The sequence below is a fragment of the Mycobacterium noviomagense genome (genome assembly GCF_010731635.1).
Classification (GTDB): domain Bacteria; phylum Actinomycetota; class Actinomycetes; order Mycobacteriales; family Mycobacteriaceae; genus Mycobacterium; species Mycobacterium noviomagense.
The window spans coordinates 3102785-3125236 of record NZ_AP022583.1 but is presented as its reverse complement, the minus strand read 5'-3'; the positions used below and the strand labels follow the sequence as shown (position 1 = coordinate 3125236).

Genomic DNA, 22452 nt, shown 5'->3' with positions numbered 1-22452 from the left:
CGCAAGCCTGTGCCGAGATCAGTTACAGCGCAAGGTATTTGCGCGGTAGCACTCGACAAAGTCGCCGTAGCCACACGTTTCCGCCAACGCCAGCTCACCTTCGCGATCAGGCTCTTCGAGATCTTCCATCCACTGCCGAACAAGACCGGCACCAGTTTCACGTGCCGCCGGCGAGGCGTGCGGAACAGCGCGCAATCGGCTGAGGCGCCGGATGTACTGGTCGGCTAGTGTCAGCCGATGCACACCTGTCACCAAATCGATCGCCTCACCGGCCCATAACCGCACCATGCGCCGATAGGCGCAGATTTCTTCCGCCGGTAGACCGGCGGTACCGAGAACGAACCGTGCTTTGCCAAGCTCAGACAACAGCCCGGCGCGGCGCTGTTTCAGATTCTCGCGTGAGATCAACAAATCGGCTCCGATCCGACCCTCGGTAACCGGGGCGGGTGGTCGGCTCAGCAAGGGCGGATGTATCGCCGGACCGACGTCAACACGTGCCCAATCGCCGAAACTCTCTGCCCACAAGCCGAATTCGCCGATAGCGACGTTGAGCTCAGCCCGGTGACGGTCGAGGTGCGCAGCGAATTTACTCCGGCCCTTGGCGGCCATCAACTGCGATGCCTGGACGGCGGCCTGGGTGAACGCGCCGTGCGCCGCAACCAGTGCGCTGATCTGGTCGCGGCCGCGTTGCCTGCTGTCGATGTCGGTCACTGCTGCGTGTGCTGGTCCTTCGCGGTTGTGGCTTCCTGCGCGGCCAGCGCGCCGGCGGTGGCCTCGCAGCTATCGAGATCGAACTCTTGGATGTGGCTCAGCACATTATCGACGAGGGTATCCATCCCAGCGCGGGCTTCAACATCAGCGAGTCGCCCGACCGTGGTGTAGGTGGCCACCCGGCGTGGCAGAAACAGCTGGCAGCAGTCCTGGTCACGCAGGACAGAGATTTCGGCGGTGCCAATCTGTCGCGCTTCGTCGAGAATCTCCACCTTGTCGAAGGCAAGCAGCGGTCTCAGCACGGGCAGGCCGGCGGCTTCCTCGACGACGGCGAGGTTAGCCAGAGTCTGGCTGGACACCTGTCCCAGGCTGTCGCCGGTGACCAGAGCCTGCGCACCGACGCGGCGGGCCAGCGCATCCGCCACCCGCACGTACAGCCGACGCTGCGCCACGATCTGCGCTTCACCGGCACCACTGGTGGCCAGGGTGCGCTGGGCGCGACCCACGGCGGCCACGTACAACCGGGAGCCTGGCTGGAAACGGCTCAGCTGGCGTGCCAAGGCATACGCCTTGTAGGTCGAGGTCGCGTCGGTAAACGGCGCGCCGGTGCAGTGCAGGAAATCGCAGCGCAACCCCCGGCGCATCGCCCGATAAGCTGCGACCGGCGAATCGAATCCACCCGAAAGTAGCACCAGCGCACGGCCACTGGATCCCACAGGCAGGCCACCTTGGCCGCGATGTCGGTCTACGCCGAGGAAGATTTCCCGCCGGTCGACCTCTACCCCGAGCTCCACGTCGGGATGCTTCAAGTCGACCCGCCAGCCCAGTTCGGCGCATACTCGCGCGCCGATGCTTGCCGCCAACTGCTCCGAGGTCAACCCAAAACGCCTGTCGCGCCTTCTGCAGCGCACCGCAAAAGTGGGTGCAGGCGGATCTGCGTCGCGCTCACGGAGCAGCCGCACCGCCGCGGCTTCAGCCGCCGCAGCTGATTTGGCGACTCGCCATACCGGTTGAACGACACTGATGCCGATGACATCACGGGCCCGCTGCACCACTTCGGCGTGAGACAGCGGCGGCGCGGAGACCGCCAAAACACCGCTGCGCCGCCGTAATCGCACGCGCGGAGCTGTGTCGGTTCCGTGAGCCAGCGCATGCCGCAAGTTGCGCACCAGATGCCGCTCGAACCGCTGCTGATTACCACGCTTGAGCGCCAGCTCGCCGTACTTCAGCAACACGCACGGCTCGACGCGCAGCTGGGCCGCCGACGATGTTCCGCTAGCCACAACCGGCTCAGAAAAAGCGGACGTCATTCCTCCACAATGCCCGCAATCCGGACGATGTACACAGTAGGCATTTGCGCTCTCGGTTTAACCGCCAAGGCTATCTCCTCTGCGTGCCGCGCACGCACCACCGGCATGCCCGAGGCAATGTATACCGCGCCCGCTGCCACGCCGGCTCCGGGGTGAGGGTGGCCGCCCACGTACGCCGCGCAGCGCCACCGGTGGATGGGCCGCCGTGCCCACTTATGCCGCGCGAAGCCGTTCCCGACAGAGCGGTGCAGGCGGTCAGTGCTGTCGCGCTCACCGGACGAGCGGTGTAATGAGCGGAAGGCGCACCGAAACATGTTGGCGCGCTGAATGGTTCATTACCCAGATCCACCATCGGCCGGCCCACTGTTGGACCGGCCGGTAATAAACGGTGAAAACAGCTGAGCCGCTGAGCAATCCGCCGCCGGCAATACCCTGGTTCGCTGAGCGCACCAACGCCGACGGCGGCTCGGCTCGTCGCGCTGTGAACTGATCGCCTCCCCAACCTCCCGCAGCAGACGGGCCGTCCGCGCCTGCGCGCGGACGGCGACACTAAGCCGTGGGCCGAGGCGCCGCTTTAGGCGCTGATGGCCTGCTGGGCGGCGCCCGACTGGATGGCGATCTTGCGCGGCTTGGCCGCCTCGGCCACCGGGACCGTCAGCCGCAACACCCCGTCGGTGTAGTCGGCGCCGACGTGCTCGGTGTCCAGCTGGTCACCCAGGAACAGCTGCCGGCTGAACACACCGTGCGGGCGCTCGGCGGCCACCCAGTCATGACCCTCGTCACCTGCGTACGGGCGCTCGGCGCGCACCGTCAGCGCGCCCTGGTCGACGGTGACATCAATCGAGTCTGGCTTGATGCCCGGCAGGTCGAGCTCGACGACGAACTTGTCGCCTTCGCGCCAGACATCCATTGGCATCACCGCCGGACGCGTGGCGGTTCCGACCGGATTGCCCCATAGTTGCTGCGTCAGTCGGTCAAGGTCACGGAAGAGTGGATCAAACCTCAGCATGGCTATCACCTCCTCGTCGCTTCCGACGTAGATCTTGCTGTTGCCACCACAGAAAACCTCTCTTGCTGAGAGCATATTCCCTACCGCTGCCGGAGAACGGTGAAAATTTTTTGAGGATGAGGCCACGCCACCTCTGGCCGTTGATGCCCGAGCCAGCCGGGTCAGATAACGCCACGCGTTCGCCGACGGGTAGCGTCATGCTGCGCAGCTTTTGTCCCCGATCTCGTAGCGGCCGTGCCTGCCGAGCACGCCCTGACGACATTTAGGAGCTGCCATGCCCGCAGCCGACACCATCGCCGAGGTGGCCGATCAGCTGTTCGCAGCGATCGAAAGCAGCGACACGGCAGCGGTGGGTCGCCTGTGGAGCGACGACATCGCGGTCTGGCGGGTCGGCGCCAGCCGGGACCGCGACAAGGCGCGGGCGCTTCGTGTCATCGACTGGTTCGTCGGTGCGACGTCGGAGCGCCGCTACGAGATTCTGGACCGAGTGCTCTTCGACGGCGGGTTCGTCCAGCAGCACATCCTGCATGCCGCGGGCCGCAGCGGCGTGTCCATTGCCATGCGGGTGTGCATCGTGATCAAGGTAGGGGCAAATGGGCTCATCAGTCGCATCGACGAGTACTTTGACCCAGCCGAACTCGCTCCGCTGCTGCGTTAGGCTCGGCGACGATGCAGAGCGCGAAGCGCGATGGGGAGGAGCCGGGCAATTCAACCCGAGCTCGGCGACGATGCAGAGCGCGAAGCGCGATGAGGAGGAGCCGGGCAATTCAACCCGAGCTCAGGCCGCGCATAACAGGCCGCGCATAACAGGTAGGTGTTCATGACGACTCTGGAAACACTGCTGAGCGATCCCGACACGGCCGGCGTGTGGAACCTGGTACCCGAGCGGTCGGCCTTCACCTTCAAGATCAAAAACTTCTGGGGCCTGATGAGCGTCAAGGGCCGGTTCAACGATGTCAGCGGAGACGGCCAGATCACCAGCAAGGGCGCAGTCTTCGGGCGCCTGGACATCAAAGTTGCATCGCTGAGCACCGGCATCCGCAAACGCGACGAGCACCTGCGCTCGGCCGATTTCTTCGACGCCGAGCGCTTTCCGGCGATCAGCGTGGTCGTCACCGCTTTGCAACCGACCACCGGCAACGCAGCCGACCTGCGCGCCAGCTTGACCATCAAGGGCATAACCGCAGAGCTGCCACTGCCGGTCACGATCAGCGTGCTCGCTGACGGCTCGGTCCGGATCTCGGCGAAAACCCAGGTGGATCGGGCCCAGTTCGGGATGGACTGGAATCGGGTGGGCATGATCGGCAAGGCAGCGACGGCATCGGCCGACGCCGTCTTCGTGCGGGCCCCTTGACCACTGCCCCCGCCATCCCCGCCGGGCAGTACCATCTGCTCCGTGCCCGCTTCGACACCCGCTTCAACTGGGACCCTGCGGATCCTTGTCTACAGCGACAACGCCAATACGCGCGAAAAGGTGAGGTTGGCGCTGGGCAAGCGGCTGCATCCTGACCTACCTGAGCTGAGCTACGTCGAGGTCGCTACCGCACCGATGGTGATCCGGCATATCGACGCCGGCGGGATCGACCTGGCCATCCTCGACGGTGAGGCCACCCCGGAGGGCGGGATGGGAATCGCCAAACAGCTGAAGGACGAAGTCGCGCAGTGTCCACCGATCGTGGTGCTGATCGGACGCGCCGACGACGCCTGGTTGGCCAGTTGGTCGCGCGCGGAAGCCGTCGTCGCCCACCCGATCGACCCGATCGTGTTGGAGCGGACGGTGCTCGGGCTATTGCGCGCCCCGGCAGCCTGACCTGAAGCGCCGCGGTAGCCGATTCGCCTGCGGCCGTTGCGGTTTCGCCATCCCGCCACTGACGCCGGCGTAAATCACGGATCCCCGGGCAGCCTGCTCGTTTCAGCTACCGCAAGTTGTGTCAGAGGTCACAGCCAGACCCCTGAGCGGGGCGTCGCACAAGATCGTTAGGCTGTGGTTGACCTCACAGTCAGTGTCAAGGAAGACAACATCGAGGGAGAGCGACTTCGCAGGATGAATGTCTACACACCCATCCTGGTTCTGGGGGGGATCGCCACAGCCTTCGCGGTGTTCTCGGTGATCGTGGCATTACTGGTCGGCCCCACTCGCTACAACCGCTCGAAGCTTGAGGCATACGAGTGCGGCATCGAGCCACCCGAATCGGTTTCGGCGCGCACCACCAGCGGTCACCGGTTCCCGGTGAAGTACTACCTGACCGCGATGTTGTTCATCGTCTTCGACATCGAAATCGTGTTCCTGTACCCCTGGGCCGTCAGCTACGACGCGCTGGGGCTCTTCGCGCTTGTCGAGATGGTGGTGTTCGTGTTGACGGTGTTCGTGGCCTACGCCTACGTGTGGCGCCGCGGCGGCCTGACGTGGGATTGAGGTAAGACGTGGGCCTGGAAGAGAAACTGCCCAGCGGTTTCCTGCTGACTACCGTGGAAAAGCTGGCGGGCTACTTTCGCAAGAGTTCGTTGTGGCCGGCGACGTTCGGGCTGGCTTGCTGCGCGATCGAGATGATGTCGACGGCCTCGCCGCGGTTCGACATCGCTCGCTTCGGCATGGAGAGGTTCTCCGCGACCCCTCGCCAGGCCGACCTGATGATCGTCGCCGGGCGGGTCAGCCAGAAGATGGCGCCGGTGTTGCGCCAGATTTACGACCAGATGGCCGAGCCGAAGTGGGTGCTGGCCATGGGCGTGTGCGCATCCTCGGGGGGCATGTTCAACAACTACGCGGTCGTGCAGGGCGTGGACCACGTTGTCCCGGTGGACATCTACCTGCCCGGCTGCCCGCCGCGCCCCGAGATGCTGCTTTACGCAATCCTCAAGCTGCACGACAAGATTCAGGAAATGCCGTTGGGCGTGGACCGCGAGCGCGCCATCGCCGAAGCCGAAGAGGCGGCGCTGGCAGCCAAGCCCACCATCGAGATGCGCGGGCTGTTGCGATGAGCTCACCGGAACAAGACCCGCAGGAGGCGATCCGCCGCGCCGACGAAGAAGTGATCGACGTGCGCCGCGGCATGTTCGGTGTCTACGACACCCCAGACACCTCGGGTTACGGACGGCTGGTGCGCGCGGTCACGCTGCCCGGCAGCAGCCCGCGACCGTACGGCGGCTACTTCGACGAGGTGGTCGATGTGCTGTCGGCGGCGCTGAAAAGCAACGGCGTCGAATACACCGACGCGATCGAGAAAGTCGTGGTGTACCGCGGCGAGCTGACCCTGCACGTGCGCCGGGAGAAGCTAATACAAGTCGCCCAGCGACTGCGCGACGAGCCCCCGCTGCGCTTCGAACTCTGCCTGGGCGTCAACGGGGTGCACTACCCGCACGAGACCGGACGCGAACTGCACGCCGTCTACCCGCTCAAGTCGATCACCCACAACCGTCGCGTCCGGCTCGAAGTCGTTGCGCCGGAAAGTGACCCGCATATCCCGTCGCTGTTTTCGGTTTACCCCACCAACGACTGGCACGAGCGCGAGACCTACGACTTCTTCGGAATCATCTTCGACGGCCACCCGTCGCTGACCCGCATCGAGATGCCCGACGACTGGCACGGGTATCCACAACGCAAGGACTACCCGCTCGGCGGCATCCCGGTGGAGTACAAGGGCGCGAAGATCCCCCCGCCCGACGAACGGAGAGCCTACAACTGATGATCGAACCCACCGAGACAGTGTTGATGGCCGGCGGCCAGGATTGGGAAGAGGTTGTCCGGGCGGCCCGCGACGGAGATCCGGGCGACCGCATCGTCGTCAACATGGGACCCCAGCACCCGTCCACCCACGGCGTGCTGCGGCTGATCCTCGAAATCGAGGGCGAGACCGTCACCGAGGCCCGCTGCGGAATCGGCTACCTGCACACCGGGATCGAGAAGAACCTGGAATACCGCTACTGGACCCAGGGCGTCACGTTCGTGACCCGGATGGATTACCTGTCACCGTTTTTCAATGAAACCGCCTACTGCCTGGGTGTGGAGAAGCTGCTCGGCATCACGGATCAGATCCCGGAGCGCGTCAACGTCATCCGAGTGATGATGATGGAGCTCAACCGGATCTCGTCGCACCTGGTGGCATTGGCGACCGGCGGCATGGAACTAGGCGCGATGACCGCGATGTTCCTCGGCTTCCGGGAACGTGAACTGGTGCTCAACCTGTTCGAGTTGATCACCGGATTGCGGATGAACCACGGCTACATTCGCCCGGGCGGGCTGGCCCAAGATCTTCCGGACAACGCCGTTGACGAGATCCGCAAGTTTCTGGACCTGATGCCGCGTCGGCTGCGCGACCTCGAGGACCTGCTCAACGAGAACTACATCTGGAAGGCCCGCACCCAAGGCATCGGCTATCTAAACCTGGCCGGGTGCATGGCGCTGGGTATCACCGGGCCGATCCTGCGCTCCACCGGGTTGCCGTACGACCTGCGCCGCGCCGAACCGTATTGCGGCTACGAGAACTATGAATTCGACGTCATAACCGACGATGGTTGTGATGCGTACGGGCGCTACATCATTCGCGTCAAAGAGATGCATGAGTCGTTGAAGATCATCGAGCAGTGCCTGGATAAGTTGAAGCCCGGACCCATCATGGTCGAGGACCGCAAGATCGCCTGGCCCGCCGACCTGAAAGTCGGCCCCGACGGGCTCGGCAACTCGCCGGAGCACATCGCCAAGATCATGGGCAGCTCGATGGAAGCGCTGATCCATCACTTCAAGCTGGTAACCGAGGGCATCCGCGTGCCGCCAGGCCAGGTGTATGTCGCGGTGGAGTCGCCGCGGGGCGAGCTCGGCGTGCACATGGTCAGCGACGGCGGCACCCGCCCCTACCGGGTGCACTACCGCGATCCGTCGTTCACCAACCTGCAGGCTGTCGCCGCGATGTGCGAGGGCGGCATGGTTGCCGACGTGATCGCCGCGGTCGCCAGCATCGACCCGGTGATGGGCGGGGTCGACCGGTGACCGGCCCGCAAGGCGAGCCGGTGTTCCTCCAGCTGGGCCCTCCACCCGAAGAGCCCGGACAGTTCGTCGTGGAAGGCGCACCCGAGTCATATCCGCCGGAAGTCAAGGCACGGCTGGAGGTCGACGCCAAGGAGATCATCGGCCGCTACCCCAACCCGCGCTCGGCGGTATTGCCGCTGCTGCACCTGGTGCAGTCGGAGGACTCCTACCTGACGCCGGCGGGTTTGGAGTTCTGCGGCGAGCAGCTGGGGCTCACCGGCGCGGAAGTGGCTGCGGTGGCGAGCTTTTACTCGATGTATCGCCGCGGGCCCACCGGCGACTACCTGGTCGGGGTGTGCACCAACACCTTGTGCGCCATCATGGGCGGCGACGCCATCTTCGAGACGCTGGTCAACCACCTCGGCGTCCGCAATGACCAGACCACGCCGGACGGCAAGATCACGCTGCAGCATGTCGAATGCAACGCCGCGTGCGATTACGCGCCGGTGGTAATGGTCAACTGGGAGTTCTTCGACAACCAGACACCGGAGTCGGCACGCGAACTCGTCGACGCGCTGCGCTCCGGTAAACCGCCGACGCCCACTCGCGGCGCTCCGTTATGCCGCTTTCGGCAGACCGAACGCATCCTCGCCGGCTTTCCCGACCAGCGTCCCGACGAAGGTCAGGGCGGCGCCGGCGACGCCACCTTGGCCGGTCTGCGGGTGGCCAAGGAAAACGACATGCAGGCTCCGCCACCGCCTTCCGGGGACGGCCGCTGATGGCTATTTCCACGCCGTTGACCCCGGTGCTCACCCGCTATTGGGATGACCCGCAGTCGTGGACGGTGGAGACCTACCGCCGCCACGACGGCTACCGGGCCCTGCAGAAAGCGCTCGACATGGAACCCGACGCGGTGCTGCAGACCGTCAAGGATTCGGGGCTGCGCGGCCGCGGTGGCGCGGGTTTTTCGACCGGGACGAAATGGTCGTTCATTCCGCAAGGCGACGAAGGGCCGGCCGCCAAGCCGCACTATCTGGTGGTCAACGCCGACGAATCCGAACCCGGTACGTGCAAAGACATCCCGCTGATGTTCACTACCCCGCACGTGTTGATCGAGGGCAGCATCATTGCGGCGTACGCGATTCGGGCCAGCCACGCCTTCATCTATGTGCGCGGCGAAGTGGTTCCGGTGTTGCGCCGGCTGCAGAATGCCGTGGCCGAGGCATACGCCGCCGGGTTCTTGGGCCGCGACATCGCCGGTTCCGGCTACAACCTCGAGATGGTGGTGCACGCCGGTGCGGGCGCCTACATCTGCGGCGAGGAGACTGCGCTTTTGGACTCGCTGGAGGGCCGGCGCGGCCAGCCCCGGCTGCGCCCACCGTTTCCGGCAGTATCCGGGCTCTATGCGTGCCCCACGGTGATCAACAACGTCGAAACCATCGCCAGCGTGCCGCCGATAATCCTCCACGGTGTCGACTGGTTCCGGTCGATGGGCACCGAGAAATCGCCCGGCTTCACGCTGTATTCGCTGTCGGGTCATGTGACTCGCCCCGGGCAGTACGAGGCGCCGCTGGGCATCACGCTGCGTGAGTTGCTCGGCTACGCCGGCGGGGTGCGGGCCGGGCACCGCCTGAAGTTCTGGACACCGGGCGGATCGTCGACGCCGCTGCTTACCGACGAACACCTCGATGTGCCACTGGATTACGAAGGCATGGGTGAGGCCGGCTCCATGCTGGGCACCAAGGCGCTGGAGATTTTCGACGAGACCACCTGTGTGGTGCGTGCGGTGCGCCGCTGGACGGAGTTCTACCAACACGAATCCTGCGGCAAATGCACGCCGTGCCGGGAAGGCACCTACTGGCTGGAGCAGATATACAAGCGACTCGAAACCGGCAAGGGCACCCACGAGGATCTCGACAAATTGTCGGACATCTCCGACACGATCTTGGGGAAGTCGTTCTGCGCGTTGGGTGATGGCGCGGCCAGTCCGGTGATGTCGTCGCTGAAGTACTTCCGCGACGAGTACGTCGCCCACGTCGAGGGCGGCGGTTGCCCCTTCGACCCGAGAGAATCGATGCTCACGCCGAACGGAGAGAATGCGTGACGCGCGCTGAAACCGATAAAACCGTCGCCGAGACCGAGATGGTGACGTTGACCATCGACGGCAACGAAATCAGCGTCCCCAAAGGAACGTTGGTGATCCGCGCCGCCGAGCTGATGGGCATCCAGATCCCCAGGTTCTGCGACCACCCGCTGCTGGACCCGGTCGGCGCCTGCCGGCAATGCCTGGTCGAGGTCGAGGGCCAGCGTAAGCCGATGGCCTCGTGCACCACCGTCGCCACCGACGACATGGTGGTGCGCACGCAGCTGACTTCCGAAGCTGCCGACAAAGCCCAGCACGGGGTGATGGAACTACTACTGATCAACCATCCGCTGGACTGTCCGATGTGCGACAAGGGCGGCGAGTGCCCGCTGCAGAACCAGGCGATGTCCAACGGGCGCCCCGATTCCCGCTTCACTGACGTCAAGCGCACGTTCGCCAAGCCCATCAACATCTCGTCGCAGGTGCTGCTGGACCGCGAGCGATGCATTCTGTGCGCCCGCTGCACCCGGTTTTCCGACCAAATCGCCGGCGACAACTTCATCGAGATGTTGGAGCGCGGTGCGCTGCAGCAGGTCGGCATCTACGCCAACGAGCCATTCGACTCGTACTTTTCGGGTAACACCGTGCAGATCTGTCCGGTGGGCGCGTTGACCGGGACCGCCTACCGGTTCCGGGCCCGCCCGTTCGATCTGGTCTCCACCCCGAGTGTGTGTGAGCACTGTGCGTCCGGGTGCGCCCAGCGCAGCGATCACCGCCGCGGCAAGGTGATGCGCCGACTGGCAGGCGACGACCCGGAGGTCAACGAGGAGTGGAACTGCGACAAAGGACGGTGGGCATTCACCTACGCCACCCAGCCGGACCGGATCACTACTCCCCTGATCCGAGAAGGGGATTCGCTGGTCCCCGCGTCGTGGTCGCAGGCACTGGAGGCGGCAGTGCGGGGACTAGGCGCGGCCCGCGGACGCACCGGCGTCCTGGTGGGTGGCCGCATGACGTGGGAGGACGCCTACGCGTACGCCAAGTTCGCGCGAATCGCGTTGGGCACCAACGATATCGACTTCCGCGCCCGGCCCCATTCGAGCGAAGAGGCGCAGTTCCTGGCCGCCCGCATCGCCGGACGGCCTATCACGGTCAGCTACTCGGATCTTGAATCGGCGCCAGTCGTGCTGCTCGTCGGCTTCGAACCGGAGGACGAGTCGCCGATCGTGTTCCTGCGGTTGCGCAAGGCCGCCCGCAAAAACCGGGTACCGATATACGCCGTCGCCCCTTTCGCCAGCCGCGGACTGCAGAAGATGTCCGGCCGGTTGGTCAAAACCGTGCCCGGTGCCGAGAAGTCGGTGCTGGAGGGGCTCGCCGACGGTGAAGTCGGCGAGCTGCTGCGCAAGCCCGGCGCCGTCATCATGGCCGGCGAACGGCTCGCCACCGCTCCCGGTGCGTTGACCGCTGCGGCGCGGCTCGCCGACGCGACCGGCGCGCGGTTGGCGTGGATTCCGAGGCGGGCCGGCGAACGCGGTGCGCTGGAAGCCGGTGCGCTGGGCGGATTGCTACCCGGTGGTCGGCCGGTGGCTGACGACACCGCGCGGTCCCAGGTCGCAGCGGCCTGGCATGTCGACGAGCTGCCGTCGTCGCCGGGCCGCGACACCGAAGCGATACTGGGCGCTGCCGCTGACGGGACGCTGAGCGCGCTGCTGGTCGGCGGTGTCGAACCCGACGACCTGGCCGACCCGCAGGCCGTGCTGGCCGCGCTGGATGCCGCGGGTTTCGTCGTCAGCCTCGAGCTGCGGCACAGCGCTGTCACCGAACGCGCCGACGTGGTGTTCCCGATCGCACCGGCCGTGGAGAAGTCCGGCACCTTCGTCAACTGGGAAGGCCGCTATCGCGGTTTCCCGGTCGCGTTGGGCAACACCGGGGCGATCCCGGATCTGCGGGTGCTGGACAGGCTGGCCGACGAAATGGGTGTGGACCTGGGGCTGCCGACGGCCGAGGCGGCCCGCGACGAACTGGTTGCGCTCGGCCCGTGGGACGGCCAATTCGCCGCCGATCCCGACGTTTCCGCCGTCGAGCCACCGCAGCCGGACCAGGGCGAGGCTGTCTTGACCGGTTGGCGGTTACTCCTGGACCGCGGCCGCTTGCAAGACGGCGAACCGCACCTGGCCGGCACGGCTCGCATCCCGGTAGTGCGGCTCTCGGCGGAGACGGCGGGCGAAATCGGCGCAGCAGACTGGGATCTGGTCACCGTCAGCACCGAGCGCGGCGGGATCACGCTGCCGCTCGCGATCACAGACATGCCCGAGCACGTGGTGTGGTTGCCGCTGAATTCGCCGAATTCAGAGGTGCACCTGCAACTTGGCGTGACATCGGGCAGCGTCGTACAAGTCCGCGTCCGCGACGATGCAGAGCGAAGCGATGAGGAGGAGCGGCGCCAATGACCGGATTCGGGCATGACACCTGGTGGCTGATCCTGGCCAAGGCGATCGCCGTGTTCGTGTTCCTGGTGCTGACGGTGCTGGCGGCGATCCTGCTGGAACGTAAGCTGCTGGGCCGCATGCAGATGCGATACGGACCCAACCGGGTGGGTCCATGGGGATATCTGCAGAGCCTGGCCGACGGGATCAAGCTGGCGCTCAAGGAGGCAATCGTGCCCGCCGGCGTCGACCGCCCCGTCTACCTACTGGCACCGATCATTTCGACCATCCCCGCGATCACGGCATTTGCGTTCATCCCGTTCGGGCCGCAGGTGTCGGTGTTCGGGCACCGGACACAGTTGCAGCTGACCGATCTACCGGTGGCGGTGTTGTTCATCCTGGCACTGTCGGCAATCGGGGTGTACGGCATCGTGCTCGCCGGTTGGTCGTCGGGTTCCACCTACCCGCTGCTGGGCGGCGTGCGCTCCACCGCGCAGGTGATCTCGTATGAGGTCGCCATGGGTCTGGCGTTCGCGACCGTGTTCCTCTATGCCGGGACGATGTCGACATCGAAGATCGTCGCCGCACAAGACCGGGTGTGGTTCGTGTTCCTGCTGCTGCCGTCGTTCCTGGTCTACCTGGTGTCGATGGTCGGCGAAACTAACCGCGCCCCATTCGATCTGCCGGAAGCCGAGGGGGAGCTCGTCGCCGGCTTCCACACCGAGTACTCCTCGCTGACCTTCGCGATGTTCTATCTTGCCGAGTACATCAACATGACCACCGTGTCGGCGTTGGCCGCGACCCTGTTCTTCGGCGGCTGGCACGCGCCCTGGCCGCTGAACATGTGGGATGGGGCCAACAGCGGCTGGTGGCCAGTGCTGTGGTTCACCGCCAAGGTATGGACCTTCCTGTTCGTCTATTTCTGGTTGCGGGCCACGTTGCCGCGGCTGCGTTACGACCAGTTCATGGCGTTGGGTTGGAAGGTCCTCATCCCGGTGTCGCTGGTGTGGGTGCTGATCGCAGCGATCATCCGAACCCTGCGTAACCACGGCTATCCGCACTGGACCGCGACGCTGGTGATCGCCAGCGCGGTCGTCGCCGTGGCGCTGCTGACGTTGCTACGAAGACCGCTGTTCGGGTTGGAAACCCGCGAGCAGGACCGGGCGCGCATCGGCGCACCGCCCGAAAAGCCGGTCACCGAACCGGCATTCCCGACACCGCCGTTAGAAAGCAATGCGTTGGTCGCAGCGACCCAGGAGGATTCGAATGGCTAAATTCTGGGACGCCATCGCCGGATTCGGTGTCACGTTCGGCTCGATGTTCAGACGGCCGATCACCGAACAGTATCCGGAGCAACCCGGCCCAGTGGCGCCTCGCTACCACGGCCGCCATCAGCTCAACCGGTATCCCGACGGGCTGGAGAAGTGCATCGGTTGCGAGCTGTGCGCCTGGGCCTGCCCGGCCGACGCCATCTACGTCGAAGGCGCCGACAACACCGAACAAGAACGGTATTCCCCGGGCGAACGCTACGGGAGGGTGTATCAGATCAACTACCTGCGGTGCATCGGTTGCGGCCTGTGCGTAGAGGCCTGCCCGACCCGGGCGCTGACGATGACCAACGACTACGAGATGGCTGACGACAACCGAGCCGACCTGATCTACGAGAAGGATCGTCTGCTGGCCCCGCTGGAGCCGGGAATGACACCACCGCCGCACCCGCGGGCACCGGGCGCCACCGACATCGACTACTACCTGGGCAACGTGACCGCGGAAGGCTTGCGCGACAAGGAGAATGAGCGCCAACAGCAGCCGACGGGCGGGGTGCGGTGACCGCGCTGCTGGCCAGTGGACTGGCCACCGACGCGATTACGCGCACCTCTACCGGTGAGGCAGTGACCTTTTGGGTGTTGGGCGCGCTGGCGCTCATCGGCGCAGTCGGGATGGTGATGGCCGCCAACGCGGTGTACTCGGCGATGTTCCTGGCGATGACCATGATCATCCTGGCGGTGTTCTACATGGTCCAAGACGCGTTGTTCTTAGGCGTGGTGCAGGTGGTGGTCTACACCGGCGCGGTGATGATGCTGTTCTTGTTCGTGCTGATGCTGATCGGTGTGGACTCGGCGGAGTCTCTCGTGGAGACGCTGCGCGGTCAGCGGGTCGCCGCGGTAGCCGCCGGTGTCGGATTCGGCATCCTGCTGATCGCCGGCATCGGCGCTGCGACGACCCGAACCTTCGTCGGGCTGACCAAAGCCAACGCCGGCGGCAACGTCAACGGCCTGGCATCGCTGATCTTTTCCCGCTACCTGTGGGCATTCGAGCTCACCAGCGCACTGTTGATCACCGCAGCTGTCGGGGCGATGGTGCTCACGCACAAGGAGCGCTTCGAGCGGCGCAAGACTCAGCGGGAGCTGGCAATCGAACGTTTTCGCGCCGGCGCATACCCCACGCCGCTGCCAGGGCCGGGCGTCTATGCCCGCCACAACGCGGTAGACGTCGCCGCGCGGTTGCCCGACGGCTCACCGTCGAAACTGTCAGTGCCCCAAGTGCTTCAGCAGCGCACGGTCGGCTCGGGCGACGGTTCCGATTCGGACGGTGAGTCATGAACCCACTGAACTACCTCTACTTGTCGGCGCTGCTGTTCACCATCGGCGCCGCAGGTGTGTTGTTGCGGCGGAACGCGATCGTGATGTTCATGTGCGTCGAGTTGATGCTCAACGCCGTCAACCTTGCTTTCGTCACGTTCGCCCGGATGCACGGACACCTCGACGGGCAGATGATCGCGTTTTTCACGATGGTGGTGGCTGCCTGTGAAGTCGTCATCGGCTTGGCGATCATCATGACGATCTTCCGCACCCGCAAGTCCGCTTCGGTCGACGACGCAAATCTGCTCAAGGGGTAGGGCCACGCGATGACACATCTCACCTGGCTGCTCGTGGCACTTCCGGCGGCGGGTGCCGCGATCTTGCTGCTTGGCGGCAGGCGAACCGACCCCTTTGGCCATCTGCTGGGCTGCGCCGCCGCCGTCGCGGCGTTCGGGGTCGGTGTGGCGCTGCTCGCCGACATGTTCGGCCGGCCCGGTGACGATCGTGCGATCCACCAGAACTTGTTCAGCTGGGTGCCCGTCGGCGCGCTCCACATTGACTTCGGGCTGCAGATCGACCAACTGTCGATCTGCTTCGTGCTGCTGATCAGTGGCGTCGGGTCGCTGATCCACATCTACTCGATCGGCTACATGGCCGAAGACCCGGACCGCAGAAGGTTTTTCGCTTACCTGAACCTATTCCTGGCCGCGATGCTGCTGCTGGTGGTGGCCGACAACTACCTTGGGTTGTATGTCGGCTGGGAAGGTGTCGGCCTGGCGTCCTACCTGCTGATCGGCTTCTGGTATCAGCGGCCGTCGGCGGCCACCGCAGCCAAAAAGGCATTCGTGATGAACCGAGTCGGCGATATCGGGCTCTCGCTGGCCATGTTCGCCATGTTCGCCAACTTCGGAACCTTGTCGTTCACCGGGGTGTTTTCCGCTGCGCCGGGTGCCGGACGAGGCGTGCTAACCGCGATCGGGCTGCTGATGCTGCTGGGCGCATGCGCCAAGTCGGCACAGGTTCCGCTACAGGCCTGGTTGTTTGACGCGATGGAAGGCCCCACCCCGGTGTCCGCGCTGATCCACGCCGCCACCATGGTGACCGCCGGTGTGTATCTGATCGTGCGGTCCAATCCGCTGTACAACCTCTCCCCCGACGCTCAACTGGCCGTGGTGATCGTCGGGACGGTCACGTTGTTGTTCGGCGCGATCGTCGGCTGCGCCAAGGACGACATCAAGCGGGCGCTGGCGGCGTCGACGATCAGTCAGATCGGCTACATGGTGCTGGCCGCCGGCCTGGGCCCGGCCGGTTACGCGTTCGCGATCCTGCATCTACTCACCCACGGCTTTTTCAAGGCCGGCTTGTTCTTGGGATCAGGCGCTGTCATTCACGCCATGAACGACGAGCAGGACATGCGCCGCTACGGCGCACTGCGCGCTGCCCTTCCGGTCACCTTCGCCACCTTCGGGCTGGCGTATCTGGCCATCATCGGGGTGCCACCGTTTGCGGGCTTCTTCTCCAAGGACGCCATCATCGACGCGGCACTGGCCGACGGCCCGGTCCGTGGCCCGATTCTCGGCGGCGCCGCGATGCTGGGCGCCGGAATCACCGCCTTCTACATGACCCGGGTCATGCTGATGACGTTCTTCGGCGAAAAGCGTTGGGAGCCGGACGCGCATCCACATGAAGCGCCGGCGGTGATGACCTGGCCGATGATCCTGCTCGCCGTCGGCTCGGTGTTCTCCGGAGGCCTGCTGGTCCTCGGTGGCGGCCTGCGGAATTGGCTCGAGCCGATCGTCGGAGCGCATGAAGCCGGCCACCCCGTCCCGGTGTGGCTGACCAGCCTTGTGACGTTCATCGTCGTCGTGGTCGGCGCCGCGGTGGCTTATCGGATATTCGGCACGCGTCCGGTGCCGGCCGCGGCCCCCGAGAAGGTGTCGGCCCTGACCATGGCCGCGCGCCGAGACCTCTACGGCGACGCCTTCAACGAGGAGGTGTTCATGCGCCCGGGCGGGCACGTGACCGATGCGCTGGTCGAAATCGACAACAGAGGTGTGGATGGCTCGGTTCTCGGGTTGGCGGCGCTGGTGAGCCGGATCTCGGATGGGTTGCGGGGCTTGCAAACTGGGTTTGCCCGCAACTACGCGCTATCGATGTTCGCGGGCGCGGCACTGGTTGCCGCGGCGATCCTGGCGGTGCAGCTGTGGTGAACAGCAGCTTCCCCTGGCTGAGCGTGCTGTGGCTGGTGCCGCTGGTCGGCGCTGGGTTGGCGATCATCGTGCCGCCGGCGTGGCGGCAATTCGCAAAATGGCTCGGGCTGACTGTCGCCGTGGCGGTGCTGGCGCTGGCGGTTATCATCACCGTCGGCTTCCGACCCGGCGGCCAGCAGTACCAGTTCGTGGAAAAACACCCCTGGATACCGGCTTTCGGCGCCGGCTACACCCTCGGGGTCGACGGCATCGCGGTGGTGCTGGTGCTGCTCACCGCGGTGCTGGTGCCCCTGCTGATGCTCGCGGGCTGGCATGAGGGCAGTGAACGCTCCCGCGGTGTGCACGCCTACGTCGCGTTGACGCTGACCGTCGAGTCGATGGTGCTGATTTCGCTGATCTCGCTGGACGTGCTGCTGTTCTACGTGTTCTTCGAGGCCATGCTGATCCCGATGTACTTCCTCATCGGTGGGTTCGGTCACGGCGCCGGGCGCTCGAGGGCCGCGGTGAAGTTCCTGCTGTACAACCTGTTCGGCGGCCTGATCATGCTGGCCGCGGTGATCGGGTTGTACGTGGTGACAGCGCAACACATCGGCGGCACCTTCGACTTCCGCACGATCGTCGCCGCGGTGTCCTCAGGCCGCCTGGGTGTCGATCCTGCGGTGCTCAAGGCGCTATTCCTCGGGTTCATGTTCGCGTTCGCTGTCAAAGCCCCGCTGTGGCCGTTCCACCGCTGGTTACCCGACGCCGCAGTGGAGGCGCCTCCGGCCACCGCCGTGTTGATGATGGCGGTGATGGACAAGGTCGGCACGTTCGGCATGTTGCGCTATTGCCTGCAGCTGTTTCCTGACGCCTCAACCTATTTTCGTCCGCTGATCGTGGTGCTATCGGTGATCGGCGTGGTCTACGGCGCGATCGTGGCGATCGGGCAGACCGACATCATGCGGCTGATCGCCTACACCTCGATATCGCACTTCGGGTTCATCATCCTCGGCATTTTCGTGATGACCACCCAGGGGCAAAGCGGGTCGACGCTGTACATGGTTAACCACGGTCTGTCCACCGCTGCGGTATTCCTGATCGCGGGATTCCTGATCGCACGCGGTGGCACCCGCTCGATCGCCGACTACGGCGGTGTGCAGAAGGTGGCGCCGGTGCTTGCGGGAACGTTCTTGGTCTCGGCGCTGGCTACGCTGTCGCTGCCCGGGCTCGCGCCGTTCATCAGTGAATTCCTCGTGCTGCTGGGAACTTTCAACCGCTACTGGCTGGCGGCGGCATTCGGGTCCACCGCGCTGGTGCTTTCGGCGGTCTACATGTTGTGGCTCTACCAGCGGGTGATGAACGGGCCGGTGGCGCAAGGGAACGAACGGATCCGTGACCTGGTACCGCGTGAAGTCGTCGTCGTCGCACCGCTGATCGCGCTGCTGCTTATTCTGGGAATCTATCCGAAACCGGTGCTGGACATCATCAACCCCGCGGTCGGCCACACCATGGCCACCATCGGCCAGCACGATCCCGCCCCAAAGGTTCCGGTCACGGCGGTGCACGATCACAGAACAGCTGAAGGACCGCACCGATGAGTATGCCCACGCCCAGTGTCGAGTACTTCGCACTGTCCCCGATGCTGATCGTCTTCGGTGCAGCGGTGGTCGGTGTCCTGGTCGAGGCGTTCCTGCCCCGACGCTTCCGATATGCCAGCCAGGTGACGCTGGCGCTCGCCGGTCTGGTTGCCGCATTCGTCGCGGACGTCATGGTGGGCAGGAGGATTCCCGCTTCGGGTGAGACTGCGGTGATGCGGGCAGTGGCGATCGACGGCCCGACGTTGGTTCTGCAGGGCACGGTGCTGCTGGTCGCGATATTGGCCATCCTGTTCATCGCTGAGCGCAGTGCCGTCACGAACGCTCCCGTCGGCCCGGGCGCGGCCACGGTTGCGCAGCGTGCCGGATTGAATTTCTTCTCTCCGCAGGCATCCGCAGTACCCGACAGCGTGGCTGAGCGCCAAGCAATTCGGGCCGGGTTCGCCCAGACCGAGGTATTTCCGCTGACGATGCTGGCCGTCGGCGGCATGCTGGTGTTCCCGGCCGCCAACGACCTGTTGACCATGTTCGTCGCGCTGGAGGTGCTCTCGCTGCCGCTGTATCTGCTGTGCGGGCTGGCCCGGCATCGCCGCCTGCTCTCCCAGGAGGCGTCGGTCAAATACTTTCTGCTCGGCGCCTTCTCGTCGGCGTTCTTCCTCTACGGTGTGGCGCTGCTCTACGGTGCGACCGGCACGCTGACCCTGGCGGGTATCCGCGATGGGCTGGCCCAGCATCACGACAACTCAATGGCGTTGATCGGCGTCGGGCTGCTGGCGGTCGGCCTGCTGTTCAAGGTCGGCGCGGTGCCGTTTCACTCGTGGATTCCCGATGTCTACCAAGGCGCGCCGACCCCGATCACCGGATTCATGGCCGCAGCCACCAAAGTCGCCGCGTTCGGCGCGCTGATGCGGGTGGTGTATGTCGCACTGCCGCCGCTACATGACCAGTGGCGGCCGGTGCTGTGGGGCATCTCGATCCTCACGATGGCGGTCGGCACAATCACCGCGGTGAACCAAAACGACGTCAAGCGACTGCTCGCGTATTCCTCCGTCGCGCACGTCGGATTCATCCTCACCGGCGTGATCGCCGCTGTCCCATCTGGTGTCTCAGGGACGCTCTTCTACTTGGTGGCGTACAGCTTCAGCACGGTGGGCGCGTTCGCCGTCGTGGGATTGGTCCGGGGCGACGACGGCGACGAAGACGCCGACATGACCCGCTGGGGCGGGCTCGGACGCCGCTCCCCCATTGCCGGCCTGCTGTTTTCGATGTTTCTGTTGGCATTCGCCGGTATCCCACTGACCAGCGGCTTCGTCAGTAAGTTCGCGGTGTTCAAAGCCGCCGCCCAAGGCGGTGCGGTGCCGTTGGTGATCATCGGTGTGATCGCCAGCGGTGTCGCGGCGTACTTCTATGTGCGGGTGATCGTGCTGATGTTCTTCACCGATCCGCCCGCCGAAGCCCCGCACGTGGTGATCCCCGGGATATGGACCAAGGCAGCGATCGCGGTGTGCGCCGCGGTGACCGTGCTGTTGGGCATCTTCCCGCAGCCGCTGCTGGATTTGGTCGAGCGGTTCGCGCAGTTCGTGGGATGACAATGCCGACCCGGCAGTGGGTTCTCGTCGAGGACGACGGCGCGGTCCGCCTGCTGGCCATGAACCGCCCGGAAGCGCGAAATGCGTTGAATGTCGGGCTGATCGAAGCGCTCGATGCGGCGTTGTGCGAGGCTGACGCCGAGCCGTTGATTCGCGCGGTGGTGCTCACCGGCGTCGACCCCGCCTTTTGCGCCGGGGTGGACTTGAAGGAGGCCCAGCGCGAAGGCATGTCGTACTTCGAGCGCTACCAGACGCACAACTGCATCACCAAGGTGGCCGAGATGGCGACCCCGGTGATCGGGGCAATCAACGGCCCGGTTTTCACCGGAGGACTCGAAATGGCCTTGGGCTGCGACTTTTTGATCGCATCAGAACGCGCGGTGTTCGCCGATACCCATGTGCGTGTCGGCATCCTGCCCGGCGGCGGGATGACGGCCCGGCTGCCGCAGCTTGTCGGCGCGGCGATGGCGCGACGGCTCTCGATGACCGGCGAGGTGATCAACGCGGCCCGAGCCGAGCGGATCGGTCTGGTGACCGAAGTGGTGCCGCACGACCTGCTGCGCGCCCGCGCCGTTGAACTCGCTGCCCAGGTTGCGGAGGTGCCGGGGCCAACCATGGCCGCGCTCAAGGAAATCTACGCGACCGGCTCGGCCGCTGTCACCGGCCCGGCGCTTGCGGCCGAACAGGCTATCGCCGGCACGCAGCAGACGAACACCGCGGAGCTGGCTGCGCGTTACGCCGAGATCAGCGAGCGCAACCGCCGCCAGATTGGGCGCTAGCCGACGTCGAACAGTACGGGAATAGACGTCGGCGACCGGAACACCTGGCCCCGGATATGTGGATCGTCGCCGTCGGGGTCGAGGCGCAGGTTCGGCAACCGATCGAACAACAGGTTCAGCGCAACGCGCATTTCCAGCCGCGCCAGGTGCATCCCCAGACAGACGTGGACTCCGTGGCCGAAGCCGATGTGCGCCCGCGGCTGACGGAAGATATCGAAGCGATCCGGGTCGGGATACCGGTCCTCCTGCCGGTTAGCCGCGCCGAGCACGGGCATGACCGCCGAGCCGGCGGGGATCGACACACCTGCCAGCTCGGTGTCGCGCGTCGCGACACGGGTAATGGTGAGCAGTGGCGGCTCCCAACGGATCGCCTCCTCGATCGCCTGCGGAATCAACGACCGATCCGAGCGGACGGCATCGAGCTGATCTGTATTGGACAGCAGCGCAAGCAGCAGGTTGCCCAGCGAGCGATACGTGGTCTCGACACCAGCCGGCAGCAGCAGCCGCAGAAACGAGAAGATCTCCTCGTCTGACAGCCTCTCGCCGTCGATCTCGGCTTGGGCCAAGCCGCTGATCAGGTCGTCACGGGGCTCCTGTCTGCGATCGGCAAGGATCGGAATGAAGTACTCCCGCAATGCCTCTGACGCAGCGAGGCCCCGCTCGCGCTCGAACAGGATGCTGAGCAACGCCACGGACCAGCGCTGAAACTGCGGATAATCCTCGCGCGGCAAACCCAGGAGGCCGGCAATGATTTGAGTGGGGTACGGGAAGGTGAATTCGCTTCTCAGATCGGCATGTCCGCGATCGGCGAACCGGTCGATCAGCTGGTTGGCCACCTGTCCGACGAGTTCGTGCTCCCAGCGCGCCAATGCCTTCTGCGAAAAAGCTTTGGAGACAAGAGCTCTGTGGCGACCGTGCTCGGGCTCGTCCATTCCGAGCATGACATGTTTACCCAGCGCATCACCGAACGCGTCGATGATGATCGCGGAGGAGAACGTCTCGTTGTCCCGCAGCATCTGCTGGACCTCTTCGTGGCGGTACACCATGAAGACGGGCTTGGACTCTTCGTGCGGCATCGTCGAGGTGTCCAGGCGTTGCACGGGTTGTTCGCGCCGCATCAGGGCCAGCCCGGTGTATGGGTCCCGGACATCGCCGGACACCACGTCATCGAACTTCCCAAAGTCCTCGAGATCGTCAAACAGGTCCACTCTGCTGT

22 protein-coding genes are annotated in these 22452 nt (G+C 65.2%); 18 read left to right on the top strand and 4 right to left on the bottom strand.

Translation table 11 applies throughout. The annotated features are described in order from the left end of the window. Positions 1 to 18: 18 nt before the first annotated feature. The 3 genes from G6N15_RS14665 to G6N15_RS14655 form a co-directional block, all read right to left on the bottom strand. On the bottom strand, positions 19 to 711 hold the full coding sequence (locus G6N15_RS14665; protein ID WP_139797732.1) for a hypothetical protein: 693 nt from the start codon (positions 709 to 711) through the stop codon (positions 19 to 21). Further along, the gene (gene thiI / locus G6N15_RS14660; RefSeq protein WP_179961828.1) at positions 708 to 1964 is read right to left on the bottom strand and encodes a tRNA uracil 4-sulfurtransferase ThiI; all 1257 of its coding nucleotides are present in this window, start codon (positions 1962 to 1964) and stop codon (positions 708 to 710) included. The genes G6N15_RS14665 and thiI overlap by 4 nt, the downstream gene beginning before the upstream one ends. Positions 1965 to 2595: 631 nt before the next feature. Further along, positions 2596 to 3030, bottom strand: coding sequence for an Hsp20/alpha crystallin family protein (locus tag G6N15_RS14655; RefSeq protein WP_179961749.1), 435 nt, complete (start codon positions 3028 to 3030; stop codon positions 2596 to 2598). 274 nt (positions 3031 to 3304) lie between these two features. Here G6N15_RS14655 and G6N15_RS14650 point away from each other — a divergent pair, with 274 nt between their 5' ends. From G6N15_RS14650 to G6N15_RS14565, 18 genes are all read left to right on the top strand, one after another. Further along, complete coding sequence (locus tag G6N15_RS14650) at positions 3305 to 3688, top strand: nuclear transport factor 2 family protein (protein WP_083086145.1); 384 nt, start codon at positions 3305 to 3307, stop codon at positions 3686 to 3688. Positions 3689 to 3850: 162 nt separating this feature from the next. Further along, a complete protein-coding gene (locus G6N15_RS14645; RefSeq protein WP_083086147.1) occupies positions 3851 to 4384 on the top strand; it encodes a YceI family protein in 534 nt (177 codons plus the stop codon). A gap of 42 nt (positions 4385 to 4426) precedes the next feature. Continuing rightward, positions 4427 to 4840 carry an Rv3143 family two-component system response regulator gene (locus G6N15_RS14640; RefSeq protein ID WP_083086150.1) on the top strand — a complete coding sequence of 138 codons (414 nt, stop codon included), beginning with the start codon at positions 4427 to 4429 and terminating at the stop codon, positions 4838 to 4840. Between the two features lie 234 nt (positions 4841 to 5074). Continuing rightward, positions 5075 to 5446, top strand: a complete 372-nt coding sequence (locus G6N15_RS14635; protein ID WP_083086416.1) for an NADH-quinone oxidoreductase subunit A — start codon at positions 5075 to 5077, stop codon at positions 5444 to 5446. 8 nt (positions 5447 to 5454) lie between these two features. Then, positions 5455 to 6009 (top strand): NuoB/complex I 20 kDa subunit family protein, encoded by a 555-nt coding sequence (locus G6N15_RS14630; protein ID WP_083086153.1) that lies wholly within the window; start codon positions 5455 to 5457, stop codon positions 6007 to 6009. Then, positions 6006 to 6713, top strand: coding sequence for an NADH-quinone oxidoreductase subunit C (locus G6N15_RS14625; RefSeq protein ID WP_083086156.1), 708 nt, complete (start codon positions 6006 to 6008; stop codon positions 6711 to 6713). Before G6N15_RS14630 ends, G6N15_RS14625 begins: the two co-directional genes overlap by 4 nt. Then, entirely contained in the window at positions 6713 to 8014 is a 1302-nt protein-coding gene (gene nuoD / locus G6N15_RS14620; RefSeq protein WP_083086159.1) for an NADH dehydrogenase (quinone) subunit D, read from the top strand. The genes G6N15_RS14625 and nuoD overlap by 1 nt, the downstream gene beginning before the upstream one ends. After that, positions 8011 to 8772: an NADH-quinone oxidoreductase subunit NuoE gene (gene nuoE, locus G6N15_RS14615; RefSeq protein WP_083086162.1), complete on the top strand. Its 762-nt coding sequence runs from the start codon at positions 8011 to 8013 to the stop codon at positions 8770 to 8772. Before nuoD ends, nuoE begins: the two co-directional genes overlap by 4 nt. Beyond that, positions 8772 to 10097: an NADH-quinone oxidoreductase subunit NuoF gene (gene nuoF, locus G6N15_RS14610; RefSeq protein WP_083086165.1), complete on the top strand. Its 1326-nt coding sequence runs from the start codon at positions 8772 to 8774 to the stop codon at positions 10095 to 10097. The genes nuoE and nuoF overlap by 1 nt, the downstream gene beginning before the upstream one ends. A 38-nt stretch (positions 10098 to 10135) precedes the next feature. Further along, positions 10136 to 12526 (top strand): NADH-quinone oxidoreductase subunit G, encoded by a 2391-nt coding sequence (locus G6N15_RS14605; protein ID WP_139797742.1) that lies wholly within the window; start codon positions 10136 to 10138, stop codon positions 12524 to 12526. After that, entirely contained in the window at positions 12523 to 13776 is a 1254-nt protein-coding gene (gene nuoH / locus G6N15_RS14600; protein ID WP_083086171.1) for an NADH-quinone oxidoreductase subunit NuoH, read from the top strand. The genes G6N15_RS14605 and nuoH overlap by 4 nt, the downstream gene beginning before the upstream one ends. Beyond that, entirely contained in the window at positions 13736 to 14332 is a 597-nt protein-coding gene (nuoI, locus tag G6N15_RS14595) for an NADH-quinone oxidoreductase subunit NuoI (RefSeq protein WP_372506535.1), read from the top strand. The genes nuoH and nuoI overlap by 41 nt, the downstream gene beginning before the upstream one ends. Positions 14333 to 14340: 8 nt before the next feature. Further along, the gene (locus G6N15_RS14590; RefSeq protein ID WP_139797743.1) at positions 14341 to 15105 is read left to right on the top strand and encodes an NADH-quinone oxidoreductase subunit J; all 765 of its coding nucleotides are present in this window, start codon (positions 14341 to 14343) and stop codon (positions 15103 to 15105) included. Further along, positions 15102 to 15401, top strand: coding sequence for an NADH-quinone oxidoreductase subunit NuoK (gene nuoK, locus G6N15_RS14585; protein ID WP_083086179.1), 300 nt, complete (start codon positions 15102 to 15104; stop codon positions 15399 to 15401). The genes G6N15_RS14590 and nuoK overlap by 4 nt, the downstream gene beginning before the upstream one ends. Positions 15402 to 15410: 9 nt before the next feature. Continuing rightward, positions 15411 to 17294, top strand: coding sequence for an NADH-quinone oxidoreductase subunit L (gene nuoL, locus G6N15_RS14580; protein WP_083086181.1), 1884 nt, complete (start codon positions 15411 to 15413; stop codon positions 17292 to 17294). Further along, a complete protein-coding gene (locus G6N15_RS14575; RefSeq protein ID WP_083086418.1) occupies positions 17291 to 18871 on the top strand; it encodes an NADH-quinone oxidoreductase subunit M in 1581 nt (526 codons plus the stop codon). Before nuoL ends, G6N15_RS14575 begins: the two co-directional genes overlap by 4 nt. Continuing rightward, the gene (gene nuoN / locus G6N15_RS14570) at positions 18868 to 20457 is read left to right on the top strand and encodes an NADH-quinone oxidoreductase subunit NuoN (RefSeq protein WP_083086184.1); all 1590 of its coding nucleotides are present in this window, start codon (positions 18868 to 18870) and stop codon (positions 20455 to 20457) included. The genes G6N15_RS14575 and nuoN overlap by 4 nt, the downstream gene beginning before the upstream one ends. Beyond that, complete coding sequence (locus G6N15_RS14565) at positions 20454 to 21236, top strand: enoyl-CoA hydratase (RefSeq protein ID WP_083086186.1); 783 nt, start codon at positions 20454 to 20456, stop codon at positions 21234 to 21236. Before nuoN ends, G6N15_RS14565 begins: the two co-directional genes overlap by 4 nt. Here the strand turns inward: G6N15_RS14565 and G6N15_RS14560 are convergent. Further along, positions 21233 to 22444: a cytochrome P450 gene (locus G6N15_RS14560; RefSeq protein ID WP_083086188.1), complete on the bottom strand. Its 1212-nt coding sequence runs from the start codon at positions 22442 to 22444 to the stop codon at positions 21233 to 21235. The genes G6N15_RS14565 and G6N15_RS14560 overlap by 4 nt on opposite strands. Positions 22445 to 22452 lie beyond the last annotated feature (8 nt).

Coding starts and splice junctions, on each gene's coding strand:
- G6N15_RS14625 (WP_083086156.1), top strand. CDS start 6,006: ATGAGCTCACCGGAACAAGACCCGCAGGAGGCGATCCGCCGCGCCGAC.
- G6N15_RS14645 (WP_083086147.1), top strand. CDS start 3,851: ATGACGACTCTGGAAACACTGCTGAGCGATCCCGACACGGCCGGCGTG.
- nuoN (WP_083086184.1), top strand. CDS start 18,868: ATGAGTATGCCCACGCCCAGTGTCGAGTACTTCGCACTGTCCCCGATG.
- nuoH (WP_083086171.1), top strand. CDS start 12,523: ATGACCGGATTCGGGCATGACACCTGGTGGCTGATCCTGGCCAAGGCG.
- nuoL (WP_083086181.1), top strand. CDS start 15,411: ATGACACATCTCACCTGGCTGCTCGTGGCACTTCCGGCGGCGGGTGCC.
- G6N15_RS14605 (WP_139797742.1), top strand. CDS start 10,136: ATGGTGACGTTGACCATCGACGGCAACGAAATCAGCGTCCCCAAAGGA.
- nuoK (WP_083086179.1), top strand. CDS start 15,102: ATGAACCCACTGAACTACCTCTACTTGTCGGCGCTGCTGTTCACCATC.
- G6N15_RS14635 (WP_083086416.1), top strand. CDS start 5,075: ATGAATGTCTACACACCCATCCTGGTTCTGGGGGGGATCGCCACAGCC.
- G6N15_RS14650 (WP_083086145.1), top strand. CDS start 3,305: ATGCCCGCAGCCGACACCATCGCCGAGGTGGCCGATCAGCTGTTCGCA.
- nuoI (WP_372506535.1), top strand. CDS start 13,736: ATGCGTTGGTCGCAGCGACCCAGGAGGATTCGAATGGCTAAATTCTGG.
- nuoD (WP_083086159.1), top strand. CDS start 6,713: ATGATCGAACCCACCGAGACAGTGTTGATGGCCGGCGGCCAGGATTGG.
- G6N15_RS14565 (WP_083086186.1), top strand. CDS start 20,454: ATGACAATGCCGACCCGGCAGTGGGTTCTCGTCGAGGACGACGGCGCG.
- G6N15_RS14655 (WP_179961749.1), bottom strand. CDS start 3,030: ATGCTGAGGTTTGATCCACTCTTCCGTGACCTTGACCGACTGACGCAG.
- nuoF (WP_083086165.1), top strand. CDS start 8,772: ATGGCTATTTCCACGCCGTTGACCCCGGTGCTCACCCGCTATTGGGAT.